The organism is Kitasatospora sp. NPDC004240 (genome assembly GCF_053603215.1).
This window is the reverse complement of record NZ_JBSGFD010000005.1, coordinates 24,012-37,206: the sequence shown is the minus strand read 5'-3', so window position 1 is coordinate 37,206 and position 13,195 is coordinate 24,012. Positions and strand designations below refer to the sequence as shown.

The following is a 13,195-nucleotide window of genomic DNA, read 5'->3' as shown; positions in this document are numbered from 1 at the left end:
CCCGGCTGAGCCCCCGCCGCCGGCCGCCCGGCCGTCAGCCGCCGCCCAGCCGGGCGGCGGTCTCCGCGCTCCAGAGCCGGGTGAACTCGACGAGCCCGGTGCCCAGCTCGGCCCGCAGCACCTGGTCCAGCTGCCGCTCCGGCCCGCCGCTGCCCGGCTCGGCCGCGCCCACCGCCCGGTAGCAGGCGACCAGCCGCTCGGGCCCGTACCGCCGGGCGATCAGGTCACAGGCCAGCCAGGCCTGCTCGTACGCCTGGGCGATGCCCTCGGCACCCGCGGCGAACGCCCGGTCGGCGGGCAGCGCGGCGGGCGTCCGCCCGGCCGCGACGTCCTTGGCCAGCTCGGGGGCGAGCTGGGCCGCGGTGCGCCCGGAGTCCCGGTAGGCCGTCCAGTCGGCGACGCCCTCGGAGAGCCAGAGCGGCGTCCAGGACCGGGTGTCGGCCCGGGTCGCCACGTGCACCGCCTCATGGGTGGTCACCACCTGCCGGCCGAAGGCGCTGAGCCGCCCGTACGCGACGGGGTTGACCACCACCCGGTCCGCCGGCGCGTGCCGGGGTGCCCCGGGAGCGGCGACGGTGACCGCGGCCATCTCCGTCCAGTCGGCCGGGGGGACGTCCAACAGCCGGGCGAACTGCTCCACCGTGGAGGGCAGTTCGAGGACCAGCCGGCCGGCCCAGCCGGTGCCCCAGAGCGCGTTGACGGCCGGCACCGCGCGGTCCGCCACGGCGGCCAGCTCCGCCGGGTCCGGCCCCCCGGCCAGGCCCAGCACCAGGCAGTGCCCGCCGCGCGTGGCCCGGACCGTCCCGAGGTCCCACAGCGGTACGGCGCCGCCCGCGCCCTCCTCGCGCCCCGGCCGCCAGCCGTCCGCCTCCGCCGCCAGGTCGAGCCGGCGCCGGTACACCACCGGGTACTCGTCGTAGCCGGCCAGCGCGGCGGTCAGCTCGGCGGTGACCGACCAGCGGCCGGGTGCGCCGGCCGGGACGGCCACCGGGTCGCGGTAGCCGAGGCCGGCCAGCGGGACGTCGGCCAGCTCGGCCCGCAGGGTCCGCGCCCGGTCGGCCAGCAGCCCGTCCAGCCGCGCGCGGTCCGGCCCGGCGTCCGCGTCCCGGGCCCCGGCGGCGGCCGCGGCGGGCGTGGGCGGCAGCACCCGGGGCAGCGAGAGCTGGGCCAGCCCGCCGGTCGCGAGCAGCAGCGCGCCGCGCCGGGACAGCCCTCGACGGGCCGCCCCGGCTCCGGCGGGCGGTTCTGCTCCGGTACGGCTCAGAGCCGCACCACCCCGGTCACGGGCATCGCGTTGACGCTCTCGTAGCGGACCTTGGCGCCCGGGTACGGGGCGTGCACGATCACCCCGCCGCCGGCGTACATGCCGACGTGGTGCATGTCCCGGTAGAAGATCACCAGGTCTCCCGGTCGCGCGTCGGAGAGGCTGACCCGCTGGCCGGCGTACGCCTGGGCCTGCGAGGTGCGCGGCAGGGTCACTCCGGCCTGCCGCCAGCTCCAGTACATCAGACCGGAGCAGTCGAACGCGCGGGGCCCGGTGGAGCCGTACACGTACGGTGAGCCGATCATGCGGGTCGCGGCGGCCAGCGCGGCCGCGCCGCGCTCCGAGGCGGGCGGCACGCTGCCCAGGTCCAGCCGGTCGGTGCCGCGGGTGGCGCGCTGCTCGGCCTCCCGGGCGTCCTGGGCGGTCAGCCGGGCCCGTTCGGCGGCGGGGAGGGTGTTGAGCAGCTTCTGCGCCGCGGTCAGCCGCTGCTGGATCTGCTGCTTGGTCTCGGCGAGGGCCCGGCGGGAGTCCTCCAGGTCGGCGAGCTTGCCGGTGGTCTCCGCCCGGCGCTGGTCCAGCCGGCGCTGGCGCACCACCAGCTCGTGCAGCGTCTCGCTCTGCCGCTCGGCGGCCTGGCCCTGGCTGCGGGCCCGGGCGAGGTAGCCCTCGGGGTCGGCGGAGAGCATCAGCCGGGCGGTACGGGCCAGCCCGCCCGAGCGGTACTCGGCGCCGGCCACCTCGGCGAGGTCGCCGCGCAGCCGGTCCAGCTCCTCCTGCCCGAGGGCGATCTGGCTCTGCAGCGCGCCGGTCTCGGCCTGGAGCCGCTGCTGGTGCTCCTGGGCCGCGTTGAAGCGCTCGGAGGCCTGCTCGGCCTCGTCGTACAGCTGCTCCACCTGGGCCTTGACGTCCTTGCGGTTCGGCGGCGCGTCCGGCGCGCCCGGCGTGGCCTGGGCGCTGCCGCCGGTCACCACTCCGAGCGCGGTCGTGGCGGCCGCGGTGAGCACCGCCGCCCGGGCGAGCAACGGCGCGGCTGGCAGATGGGGTCGGCGGTGCACGGCCATGCGGTTGCGGCTCCGATCCTGCGCCCGGGCCCCGCCGCCGCCCGAACGGGCGGCCGTGGAAGCGGGAGTCCGGTGGCAGACGTTAGCGAGTCGGGACGAGCGAGTCCAAACCCCTCCAAGCTCGAATATTTGACTCCTAATCGGACATCGGTCCGGCGTTCCGGAAAAGCCGCAGGCCCGGCCTCCCCCAGGGAGACCGGGCCCGACGGAAGGCCGACGCGGGATCAGACGCGCACGATGACCGAGATCGGCATGTTCGAGGCCGCCTCGTACCGGACCGGAGCACCGGGCTTCGGCGCGTGGATGACCTGGCCGCCGCCCACGTAGATACCCACGTGGTGGTTGTCGCTGTAGAAGATGATCAGGTCGCCGGGCTGCGCGTTGGCGAGGTTGGAACCGAGCCGGGTGCCGGCGTTGGCCTGCTGCTGCGAGGTCCGCGGCAGCGACACGCCGGCCTGGCGGTACGCCCAGCCGGTGAGGCCCGAGCAGTCGAAGGAGTCCGGGCCGGTGGCGCCGTAGACGTACGGCTTGCCCAGCTTGCTCTCCGCGGCCGCGATCGCCGCGGCGGCGCGTGAGCCGTTGGGGGCGGGCGTGGTGGTGGGCGTGGCGGGCTTGGTCACCGGCGAACTGACGTCGGTGCGGTCGCCGCCGCGGGAGGCGCGGTCCGCGGCGTTGGCGGCGGCCTTGGCGGCGTCGGCCTTCTGCTTGGCCTCGGCGGCGGCCTTCTCCTCGGCCAGCTGGAGCTCCAGGCGCTCCTTCTCGGTGAGGGAGTTGAGCAGCTCCTGGGCCTTGGCCAGCTTGGACTGGACCTCGTCCTTGTCGGCCTTGAGCTGCTTGGTGGTCGCGTCCAGCTCGTTGAGCTTGCTCTGCGCCTCGTTGCGGTCCTGGTCCAGCTTGCGCTGCTGGCCCTGGAGCTCCTTGAGGGCGCCGGACTGCGAGCTGCCCGCCTGGTTGAGGGTGTCGGCCTGGCTGAGGAAGTTGTCCGGGCTGGTCGAGAGCATCAGCTGGACGGTCGGCGAGATGCCGCCGTTGCGGTACTGCTCGCCGGCGATCTCGGCGAGGCCGCTCTGGAGCTCGGTGACCTGCTCCTGCTGGCGGGCCACCTTGTCCTGGATCTCGCCGACCTGCTTCTGCAGCTCCTGCTGCTTGGCCTGGGACGCGTTGTACTTCTCGCTGGCGACCTCGGCCTGCTGGTGGAGCTGGTCGACCTGCTCCTTGACCTGGTCCTTGGTCGGCGTCGGGTCGGCGTGCGCGCCCGACTGCGAGGACAGGGCCACGGCGGCAGCGGCGGCGGCGGTGAGGATCGAGACGCGGGCCTTGCCGGCGGGCTTGGGACGACGATGGGACGCCACGAAGGCGGACTCCTTCTTCCTACGTCCGCCTACCGGGTGAGCTGACGGGTTCGGGCCGGAAGCATGCCCTACGACGCCTCACCGACCGTTCCACCGGCCGACCTGGCGCCGATTCACCCCGGAGGAACGTGTGGTTCCCCGGCTCCGCTGCGCAGCCCCCCTGAGGGGTCCCCTGTCGGGTGGCGTGCCACCCCAGCTGCCTCGCGAACTCGGCGGTAACCACCGCCGCCACCCGGGATGGGTGATCGACAGTGCGGTGGTTCGAGGCACGACCCTAGTAATGAATCCGTGATCCGTTCAAATCCTTGTCAGAAAAAAGACGGAATGTCAGCCGAGTGCTCGCACGAATATGACCATGCGTGATCACCCCCCTACCCCGGGCTGATCATTTGTCATCCGAATGCCACGCATGAGCACGCCACCCCCGCTCGGAGGGTGGCGTGGATCACACAGGGGTTCCCATGCGTCCCGGGCGTGTCAGGGACGCTGAGGAGGCGTCAGATGCGGCGGATCGTGTTGATCGACATGCCGTCGGCCTTGCCGTCGGCCTTCATGATCTTCACGACGTCACCGGTGCGCGGGGCGTGCACCGCCATGCCGTTGCCGATGTACATCGCGACGTGGCTGCGGTCGCTGCGGTAGATGATGAGGTCGCCCGGCTGGGCCTCGGCCAGCGACGGGACGGCGGTGCCGTAGCTGCCCTGCGCCTGCGAGGTGCGCGGAAGCCCGACGCCCGCCTGCCCGTACGCCCAGACCATCAGGCCCGAGCAGTCGAAGGTGCTCGGCCCGGTGGCGCCCCACTTGTACGGCGAGCCCTGCTTGCTCAGCGCCTTGGAGACCGCCACGCCGGCGTAGCCGCCGGCCTGCGGCAGGTTGGCCGCGCCCATGTCGGCACGGACGGCGTCGCGCGAGGCGCGGTCCTCGGCGGCCTTGGCCTGCTGCAGCGCGGCGCGGTCGGCGGCGCTCAGCGAGTTCAGGAGGTCCTGGGCCTCCCGGAGCTTCTTGTTGACCTCCGCCTTGGACTGGTTCAGGTCCTTGGTGGTGGCGTCCAGCGAGGCGAGGACGGCCGCGGCCTCGGTCTTCTGCTGGTCCAGGCGGCGCTGCTGGTCGAGCAGGCCCTTGAGCGCCTCGGCCTGGCTGGTGCTGGCCTGCTGCACGCTGGAGGCCTTGTCCAGGTAGCCGGACGGGTCGGAGGCGAGCATCAGCTGCACCGACGGGTCGATGCCACCGGAGCGGTACTGCTCCCCGGCGACCTCGGCCAGCCCGGCCTGCAGCTGCGTCATCTGCTCCTGGCCGCGGGCCACCTGGTCCTGCAGCTGGTCCGCCTGCTTGCGCAGCTGGTCGGCCCGCTCCTTGGCGCCGTTGTACTTCTCGGTCGCCTGCTCGGCCTCTTCGTTCAGCTGGTCGATCTGCGCCTTGACGTCCTCCTTGGACGGCTTCGGCGGCGCGGCGTGCGCGCTGACCTGGGCGGAGAGGGCGACCGCGGTCGCTGCGGCAGCGGTGAGCACGGTGACCCGCGCGCGACTCGGCTGCTTGGGACGGCGGTGGGAGGCCAAGGACGGGCTCCTTCTTCCTGTGGGACTCACCCGTACGGGTGAGAATCCAGAAAATAGGTTTGACGCCAGACCCTAGTGAAGATCACGGGTTTCCGCCACTCCCTCGGCACCCGCGCACCCCACCCCGGCACGGGCTTCACGCGATCCTCACACATCGGCAACGCGACGGCTGACCCGACGTCACCCCACGCACTTCGACCGGGATCGACAGACCCGGGCGCGGCAAGGACCGTTCCGGTCCGAACCGATCCTCAGGGACGCGCCAGCCGGTTCAGCAGCAGCACCGACGCCACCGGGCGCGCACCCGCCTTGCGCACGCCCTCCGCGACCTCCCGGTCGGTGGAGACCACCACCACCGGCCGGCCCTGCGGCTCCGCCCGCACCAGCCGGCGGATCAGCTCGTCCGCCGTCTCCCCGGTCCGGCTGAACCGCACCCGCACCCCGCGCGGCGGCGCCATGATCACCGGCACGTCCAGGTCCTGGCCGTCGAACACGCAGGTGACCTCCGCCTGCGTACGCTGCGCCAGCATCGCCAGACCGCCCAGCAGCCGCAGCCGCTGCTGCTCCAGCGGCAGGGTCGGGTAGCCGGTCTTGGTCACGTTGTAGCCGTCCACCACCAGGTGGACCTGCGGGATCGCCAGCAACTGGTCCAGCAGCGCCGGATCGTCCTCCGCGAGCGCCCGCCGGGCCACGTCGTGCGGCGAGGCCGAACCCGGCACGACCGCCTCCACCAGGTCCGCCGGACGGATCTGGGAGACCGGCAGCGCCAGCTCGCGTTGCAGCCCCTGCGCCGACTGGAGCACGGTGTCCAGCAGCAGCCGCAGCCGCATGTCCTCCACGCTGCGCCCCTCGCGGGCCGAACGCCGCCCCTGCTCGGCGGCGCCCTCCAGCTCGGAGATCCGGTGCTTCAGCCGCCGGGCCTCGCTCTCGGCGGCGCCGCGCTCGGCCGCCGACTGCGTCCGCAGCGCCTCCAGCTCGGCGGCCAGCTTGCGGGTCTCGGCCTGCGCCCTGCGGGTGTCGCTCTCCAGCGAACGCAGCTTGCGGCGCAGCGAGTCGGCCTCCTTGCGAACACCCTCGGACTCCACCCGCTGGCGGTCCAGGTCCGCCCGTGCGGCCGAGCGCACCTCGGCCAGCTCCGCCTGCAGCTTCTCCACCTGACGGGCCGCCTCCGCGGCGGCGCCCTCGGCGCCCGCCCGCTCGGCCTCCTCGCCCGCCTCGGCGACCAGCCGGCTCCAGCCGGCCGAGCGCACCAGGTAGGCGGCCGCGGCCACGTCCATCGGATCGGCGGCGCCCGGCACGCTGCCGCTCTCCAGCGCCCGTACGAGGTCCGGCTGGCCCAGCCTCAGCCGCTCCGCTATCCGGACGCGGAAGGCCGGCTCGGACTCCAGTGCGGCGGCCAGCGCGGTGGCCGCGTACTTGGCCCGCCGGGCCGGGGTGAACTTGGCGTACTGGCGCAGCGACTGGGGCAGCTCGGCCGGCGGCAGCCCGCCCAGCGCGTCGGCGGCCAGGCCCACCACCCGGCGGCGCACCCCCTCGGGCAGCGGGCGCTCCAGCTGCTCCGCCGGCTCCGGGTCAAACGGCGCTGCCGCGGGCTCCTCGCCGGCCGCGTCCGCGTCCCCGCCGGACGCCCCGACCGCGTCGGCCCCACCGGCCCCACCGGACCCGTCACCGGGCGGGACGGCCTCGACCGCGTCCGGCGCCTGCGCGTCCACAGCGGGCGGCTGCCCCTGCGGCCCGGCGGGCTCCTTCGCTGCGTCCACCACGTCCTCGGCTCCGATCCTGTCCTGCGGGGCGCGCGCCCTCGGCCGCCGCCCTCGTCCTCACGCTCCGTACGTCCCGTACGCATTGTCCCGTGCGGTGCGCGGACGCGCCGCGTTCCGTGCACCGCACGGGCGGGCGGGCGTCAGCCCTGCTCGCCGCCCTCGCCGGCCTCGGCGCCCGGACGGGCGACCAGCTCGACCTGGTCCACCGCGTTGCACCAGCGGCAGCGCACCGACTCGACCGTCTCGCTGAGCACCTCGGTCTCCTCGACCTTGGACTCACCCGCCAGGTCGAAGTGGAGGAACTCGACGACCCGCGCCGAACGGGTCACGTCGAAGCGGGTGAGGTTGCCGCACAGGGTGCAGCGCCAGCGGGTCTCTGCGGTCAGGGCGGGGACGGTCATGGGAGGTCCTCTCGGGTGGTCCCTGGGTGGGCACAGGCGCTCCCCCCGGAGCCCCGGCGGCGTCGGCGGGAGGCGGGAATGCCCGCCCCAAGCCTATTGCCTGGGGCAACAACGCCGACCACCGGTACGCGGCCTCCGCCGGGTGGGCCACATGCCGTACAACGCGGTGCCGGAGCCGCCGGACGGAGGAATGCTTGGCCGCATGGCGACCCCGGTCCTCGACCTCACCGGCGCGCGGGGCGGCCGCCCGAGGGGGCCGGCCCCGACCGTCACCCTCCTCCTGATCGTGCTCAACACGGCGGTCTTCCTGCTCGGCCCGGCGGCCGGGCTCAATCCGCTGTACGGCACCGGGCAGGACCGGATCTGCGCCGAGCAGCGGTACGAGCGGCGCTGGGGCGCCGTCCCCGCCGAACTGCTGGCCGGGCACCCGCTCACGGCCGAACAGCTGGCCGGTGTCCCCGACCCGGCCCCCGGCTGCCCGGCCGCGCCCACCCCGGGCAAGGTGCCGGCCCTCTCGGTGCTCAGCTCGCTCTTCCTGCACGGCGGCTGGCTGCACCTGCTGGGCAACCTGCTCTTCCTGCACGTCTTCGGCGCCGGCGTGGAGGCGCGGCTGGGCCGCGGCCGCTTCCTCCTCTTCTACCTGGCCGCCGGCTGCCTGGCCGCGTACGGCTACGCGCTCGCCGAGGCGCACTCACCGGACGCGACCCGGGTGCTGATCGGCGCCTCGGGGGCGATCTCGGCGGTGCTCGGCGCCTATCTGCGGCTCTACCCCCGCTCCCGGGTCACCACCCTGGTGCCGCTGCTGCTCTTCCTGCCGCTGCGGTTCCCGGCCTGGCTGGTGCTCGGGCTCTGGTTCTCGCTGCAGTGGTGGTCGGTGCGCTCGGCGGAGCCCGGCGTCGCCTACCTGGTGCACGTCATCGGCTTCACCGTCGGCTTCCTCCTCGCCAGTGCCCAGGGCCTAAGCTGGCGGCACCTCACAAAGGAGCCCGAACAGTGATCACCGCCATCGTCCTCATCAAGACCAGCGTGGACCGCATCCCGGAGATCGCCGAGGCGATCGCCTCGATCGAGGGGGTCAGCGAGGTCTACTCGGTGACCGGCGGCTACGACCTGGTGGCGATGGTCAGGGTGCGGCGGCACGACGACCTGGCCGAGGTGATCCCGGGCCGGCTGAACAAGGTCCCGGGCGTGGCGCACACCGAGACCCAGATCGCCTTCCGGACGTACTCCCAGCACGACCTGGAGGCCGCCTTCGCCCTCGGCCTGGACGAGTAGCGGCCTCCTTCTCCGGCATCCCCCGCCGGCCCCGCGGTCAGCCCGCCCGGCGGGTGTCCGCGACGCAACGGCCGCCCTCGTTGCGGTAGTTCCAGGCGGCACCGTCCGTGACCAGCGCGCGGACGGCGGTCAGGAAGCGGTCGACGTGCTCGTCCGGGGTGCCGGCGCCGAAGCTGACCCGGATCGCGTTCAGGCTGCGCTCGCCCGGCAGCGAGGGCTCCGGCGCGCCGCACTCGGAGGGCGCGGCCTCCTCGTCGCCGAGCAGGGTGCGCAGCAGCGGGTGCGCGCAGAACAGCCCGTCCCGCACGCCGATCCCGTACTCGGCGGAGAGCGCCGCCGAGAAGTGCGAGCTGTTCCAGCCCTGGACGACGAAGGAGAGCACGCCCACCCGGGCGGAGCCCTCGCCGAACAGGTTGAGCACCTTGACCTCGGGCACCTCGGCGAGGCCCGCCGTCAGCCGGTCGACCAGCTGACGCTCGCGCGCCTCCAGCGCGTCGAAGCCGGCCTCGCCCAGCGCCCGGCAGGCGGAGGCGATGGCGTAGGCGCCGATCACATTGGGCGAGCCGGCCTCGTGGCGGGCGGGGCCGGCGTGCCACTGCACCGCCACCGAGCCGTCGTGCTCCCGGGCGACCGTGCGGGTGGCGCCGCCGCCGGCCAGGTAGGGCTCGGCCGCGTCCAGCCAGTCGGAGCGGCCGGCCAGCACCCCGGCGCCGAAGGGGGCGTACAGCTTGTGGCCGGAGAAGGCGATCCAGTCGACGTCCAGCTCGCGCACCGAGACCCGGTGGTGCGGGGCCAGCTGGGCCGCGTCCAGCACCACCCGGGCGCCGTGGCGGTGCGCGGTGGCGGTGAGCTCGGCGACCGGCCACAGCTCGCCGGTGACGTTGGAGGCGCCGGTGACGCAGAGCAGCGTGGGACCCTCAGGCGCCGCGGCCAGCGCGGTCTCCAGCGCGGCGACCGCCTCGGCGTGCGAGCGCGGCGCGCGCAGGTAGGTGACGTCCAGTCCGGCGTGGGCCCAGGGCAGCAGTGAGGCGTGGTGCTCGGTCTCGAAGGCGAGCACCCGGGTGCCCGCCGGGACGGCGCCGGCCAGCAGGTTGAGCGAGTCGGTGGTGGCGCGGGTGAAGACCACCTGGTCGCCCTCGCGCAGGTCGAGGAAGTCGGCGACGGTCCGGCGGCTCTGCTCGAACAGGTCGGTGGACAGCTGGGAGAGGTAGCCGGCGCCGCGGTGCACGCTGCCGTAGTAGGGCGCGTAGGCGGCGACGTCGTCCCACACCCGCTGCAGGGCCGGGGAGCTGGCCGCGTAGTCGAGCGGCGCGTAGGTGACCTTCTCGCCGCTGGCCAGCGGGACCTGGACGTCGTGGCCGAGGACGGCGAGCGGGGCGCGGGAGGCGGTGGCGAGGGACATGGGGATGCACTCCTTCTACGGGCCTAGGACCCCGGGAGTGTGTGTCAACCGGCGTCCGCGCTTGTCACACGGACGGATTGCCGGTGACCCGGTCCTCACCCAGGGCACCCCGCCACGGACGGAGGGTTGCCGGACAGCAAGCTGGGGCTTGACGCTGCCACTCATGACCTGGCGAAGACTCTAGGACGCGTCCACCGGGTGGTCAAACAGATGTCCGCCATGTGGACGCACCGGGGCCCGCGGGGAGCGTTCCCCGCGGGCCCCGGCCCGGGACGGCCCGAGGACGGCCCGAGTCGCGTCAGCCCCGGGAGGTGGCGTCCGACCAGCGGCGCAGCAGTTCCTGGGCGGCGCCCGAGTCGATCGCCCGCGCGGCCCGCTCCATCCCCGCCGCCAGCTGCTCGGTGAGCGGCGCGTCGGTGAGGTCGAGGGCGACCAGCGCGGCGGCGGCGTTCAGCAGGACGGCGTCCCGCACCGGTCCGCGCTCCCCGGCCAGCAGCCGGCGGGCGACCTCCGCGTTGTACGCGGCGTCGGCCCCGCGCAGCGCCTCGATCCCGACGGTCTCGATGCCGACCTCGCGCGGGTCGAAGCCGGTCTCGGTGACCGAGCCGTCGCGCACCACCCACACCCGGGAGGTGGTGGTGATGGTCAGCTCGTCCAGGCCGTCGTCGCCGCGGAAGACCAGGGCGGTGGAGCCCCGCCGGGCGAGCACGCCGGCGATCAGCCCGGCGAGCCGGGTGTCGAAGCAGCCGATGGCGTGCGCGGTGACCTTGGCCGGGTTGGTCAGCGGGCCGAGGATGTTGAAGGCGGTGGGCACGCCGAGGTCGCGCCGGGCCGGGGCGGCGTGGCGCATCGACGGGTGGAACTTGGCGGCGAAGCAGAAGGTCAGCCCGACCTCCTCGGCGACCTCGGCCACCCGGCGGGCGCTCAGGTCGAGGGCGATGCCGAGCTTCTCCAGCACGTCGGAGGAGCCGCTGGCCGAGGAGGAGGCCCGGTTGCCGTGCTTGACCACCTTGGCGCCGGCCGCGGCCGCGACGATCGCCGACATGGTGGAGATGTTGACGGTCTTGGCGCGGTCGCCGCCGGTGCCGACGATGTCCACGGCGGGGCCGGGGATCTGCAGCGGCTCGGCGTGCGCGTACATCGCGTCGACCAGGCCGGAGATCTCGTCGACCGTCTCGCCCTTGGCCCGCAGCGCGACCATGAAGCCGGCCACCTGCACCGGGGAGGCCTCGCCGCTCATGATCTGGTCCATCGCCCAGGCGGTGTCCGCCCGGTCCAGGTCCTCGCCGCCCAGCAGGGCCGCCAGGATGTCCGGCCAGGTGCGGACCACCTGCACGGGGTCGCTACCGCCGTTCGCAGGGTTCACGTTCACCATGGCTGACTCCAGCTCTTGAAGGGAGCTCCGGGAGGTCCCCGCGAGCGGAGCCAGCCTATCGAGCGGGGGGTGGCGTCCTGTCCCCCTTTCTCTAAGAGTGAGATACCCAGGTGAAGGGCGGGGCCGGACGCCCGCCCCGCGGGCCGTACGGCTCAGTGGGTCGCCGGTGTCCGCTTCTCCACGCGGGCGCGGAGCAGGGTGGCGGCCGCCTCGGCCAGCGCCACCGGGTCCACCGGGCGGCTGATCGCCGCGTCGGCCCGGCTCCAGGCCGCCAGCCAGGAGTCCTGCGGCCGGCCGATCAGCACCAGCACCGGGGGGCAGCCGTAGATCTCGTCCTTGAGCTGGCGCCCGAGGCCGAGCCCGCCGGCCGGCACCGCCTCGCCGTCCAGCACGCAGAGGTCCACTCCCCCCTTCTCCAGCGCCCGCAGCACCGCGGGGGTGGTGGCGCACTCCAGGTAGTCGAGCTCGGGAAGGTCCGCGGCCGGCCGGCGGCCGAGGGCCGTCAGCACCTGCTCGCGCGTGTTGCGGTCGTCGCTGTAGACGAGGACGGTGAGCGTCTCGTCGGTCGTGTGCGCCATGGGCCCCTGCTTCCTCTGAAGTGTGATCCGGACCACGTCCACCTCATCCGGATGCTACTCCCGATCACCGCCCGCGGAGCCCCTTCCGGCGTGATCCTTCCCGAGCCGCCGCGGCCGGGCCCCGACGGGGCTCACCCTCCCGGAGGACGGCGCGTCACCCCGGCGCCCGCAGACCACCCGTACGGCCGACGGCGGCCCTCCCCCCTACCCCGGGGCCGCCCCGCGGGGCCGCAGCGACACGCGGGGCAACAGGGTCGAAGAGGCCCCGAAGGAACCGTCAGAAAAGGGACACCGCGCTGCTCAGGCCACCTGCGGACGCCCCGTCGGGGCCCAGGGGGGCATACCGCACGCACCGGACACTCCGAGGGAGACCCCCCGGCGTGAAGACGGAATAAGGGACCGACATAATGTCCGTCGTGGCGACAGCAACAGCAGTAGAAACCGGGCACGCGCACGGATCGGTCAACCGGCCGAACATGGTCAGCGTCGGAACGATCGTCTGGCTCAGTTCCGAGTTGATGTTCTTCGCGGCCCTCTTCGCGATGTACTTCACGCTCCGCTCCGTCAAGGGAGCCGAGTTCTGGACCGAGAAGGCGCACGCCCTCAACGTGCCCTTCTCCTCGGTCAACACCACGATCCTGGTGCTCTCCTCGCTCACCTGCCAGCTCGGTGTGTTCGCTGCCGAGCGCGGTGACGTGAAGAAGCTCCGCTCGTGGTTCGTCATCACCTTCGTGATGGGCGCGATCTTCATCGGCGGGCAGGTCTTCGAGTACACCGAGCTGGTCAAGAAGGACGGCCTGACGCTGTCCTCCGACCCGTACGGCACGGTGTTCTACCTCACCACCGGCTTCCACGGTCTGCACGTGACGGGTGGTCTGATCGCCTTCCTGCTGGTCCTGGGACGGACGTACGCAGCCAAGCGCTTCACTCACGAGCAGGCCACCGCCGCGATCGTGGTGTCGTACTACTGGCACTTCGTCGACGTCGTGTGGATCGGCCTGTTCGCGACCATCTACCTGATCAAGTAACCAGCTGATCAGGTCGCTGGCCACCGGCCCGGGGTCCGCCGTCGACGACGACGGCCCTTTTGCCGGTGCCGACGCTCCCACCGACCGACCGCGCGCGCAGCCCTAGACGGGCAGCCTCGTGCCGGCCAGACCGGCCGCCG

At 73.9% G+C, this 13,195-nt stretch carries 12 protein-coding genes and 2 riboswitches; of the genes, 3 read left to right on the top strand and 9 right to left on the bottom strand.

All coding sequences use genetic code 11. From position 1 onward, the window contains the following. Positions 1 to 34 precede the first annotated feature (34 nt). From ACWEQL_RS02470 to ACWEQL_RS02445, 6 genes are all read right to left on the bottom strand, one after another. The gene (locus tag ACWEQL_RS02470; protein ID WP_452148274.1) at positions 35 to 1,147 is read right to left on the bottom strand and encodes a hypothetical protein; all 1,113 of its coding nucleotides are present in this window, start codon (positions 1,145 to 1,147) and stop codon (positions 35 to 37) included. Between the two features lie 113 nt (positions 1,148 to 1,260). Continuing rightward, a complete protein-coding gene (locus ACWEQL_RS02465) occupies positions 1,261 to 2,325 on the bottom strand; it encodes an NlpC/P60 family protein (protein WP_452148273.1) in 1,065 nt (354 codons plus the stop codon). Between the two features lie 224 nt (positions 2,326 to 2,549). Further along, the gene (locus ACWEQL_RS02460) at positions 2,550 to 3,677 is read right to left on the bottom strand and encodes an NlpC/P60 family protein (RefSeq protein WP_452148272.1); all 1,128 of its coding nucleotides are present in this window, start codon (positions 3,675 to 3,677) and stop codon (positions 2,550 to 2,552) included. 10 nt (positions 3,678 to 3,687) lie between these two features. Then, a riboswitch (cyclic di-AMP (ydaO/yuaA leader) is annotated at positions 3,688 to 3,844 on the bottom strand. A 330-nt stretch (positions 3,845 to 4,174) separates the two neighbouring features. Then, positions 4,175 to 5,233, bottom strand: coding sequence for an NlpC/P60 family protein (locus ACWEQL_RS02455; protein ID WP_452148271.1), 1,059 nt, complete (start codon positions 5,231 to 5,233; stop codon positions 4,175 to 4,177). Between the two features lie 251 nt (positions 5,234 to 5,484). Beyond that, positions 5,485 to 6,996 carry an NYN domain-containing protein gene (locus tag ACWEQL_RS02450; protein WP_452148270.1) on the bottom strand — a complete coding sequence of 504 codons (1,512 nt, stop codon included), beginning with the start codon at positions 6,994 to 6,996 and terminating at the stop codon, positions 5,485 to 5,487. Positions 6,997 to 7,136: 140 nt separating this feature from the next. Further along, complete coding sequence (locus tag ACWEQL_RS02445; protein ID WP_452148269.1) at positions 7,137 to 7,397, bottom strand: hypothetical protein; 261 nt, start codon at positions 7,395 to 7,397, stop codon at positions 7,137 to 7,139. 202 nt (positions 7,398 to 7,599) lie between these two features. Between ACWEQL_RS02445 and ACWEQL_RS02440 the strand changes: the two genes are divergently transcribed. Continuing rightward, positions 7,600 to 8,394 (top strand): rhomboid family intramembrane serine protease, encoded by a 795-nt coding sequence (locus tag ACWEQL_RS02440; RefSeq protein ID WP_452148268.1) that lies wholly within the window; start codon positions 7,600 to 7,602, stop codon positions 8,392 to 8,394. Further along, positions 8,391 to 8,672, top strand: coding sequence for an Lrp/AsnC family transcriptional regulator (locus ACWEQL_RS02435; RefSeq protein WP_189915153.1), 282 nt, complete (start codon positions 8,391 to 8,393; stop codon positions 8,670 to 8,672). Before ACWEQL_RS02440 ends, ACWEQL_RS02435 begins: the two co-directional genes overlap by 4 nt. 37 nt (positions 8,673 to 8,709) lie before the next feature. Here ACWEQL_RS02435 and ACWEQL_RS02430 read toward each other — a convergent pair whose 3' ends face one another. From ACWEQL_RS02430 to ACWEQL_RS02420, 3 genes are all read right to left on the bottom strand, one after another. After that, on the bottom strand, positions 8,710 to 10,074 hold the full coding sequence (locus ACWEQL_RS02430; protein ID WP_452148267.1) for an aminotransferase class V-fold PLP-dependent enzyme: 1,365 nt from the start codon (positions 10,072 to 10,074) through the stop codon (positions 8,710 to 8,712). Positions 10,075 to 10,126: 52 nt separating this feature from the next. Continuing rightward, a riboswitch (SAM riboswitch) is annotated at positions 10,127 to 10,243 on the bottom strand. 129 nt (positions 10,244 to 10,372) lie between these two features. Then, on the bottom strand, positions 10,373 to 11,449 hold the full coding sequence (trpD, locus tag ACWEQL_RS02425) for an anthranilate phosphoribosyltransferase (protein ID WP_452148266.1): 1,077 nt from the start codon (positions 11,447 to 11,449) through the stop codon (positions 10,373 to 10,375). A gap of 152 nt (positions 11,450 to 11,601) precedes the next feature. Next, positions 11,602 to 12,027 carry a hypothetical protein gene (locus tag ACWEQL_RS02420; RefSeq protein ID WP_452148265.1) on the bottom strand — a complete coding sequence of 142 codons (426 nt, stop codon included), beginning with the start codon at positions 12,025 to 12,027 and terminating at the stop codon, positions 11,602 to 11,604. 407 nt (positions 12,028 to 12,434) lie between these two features. Here ACWEQL_RS02420 and ctaE point away from each other — a divergent pair, with 407 nt between their 5' ends. Further along, positions 12,435 to 13,055: an aa3-type cytochrome oxidase subunit III gene (gene ctaE, locus ACWEQL_RS02415; protein ID WP_452148264.1), complete on the top strand. Its 621-nt coding sequence runs from the start codon at positions 12,435 to 12,437 to the stop codon at positions 13,053 to 13,055. Positions 13,056 to 13,195 lie beyond the last annotated feature (140 nt).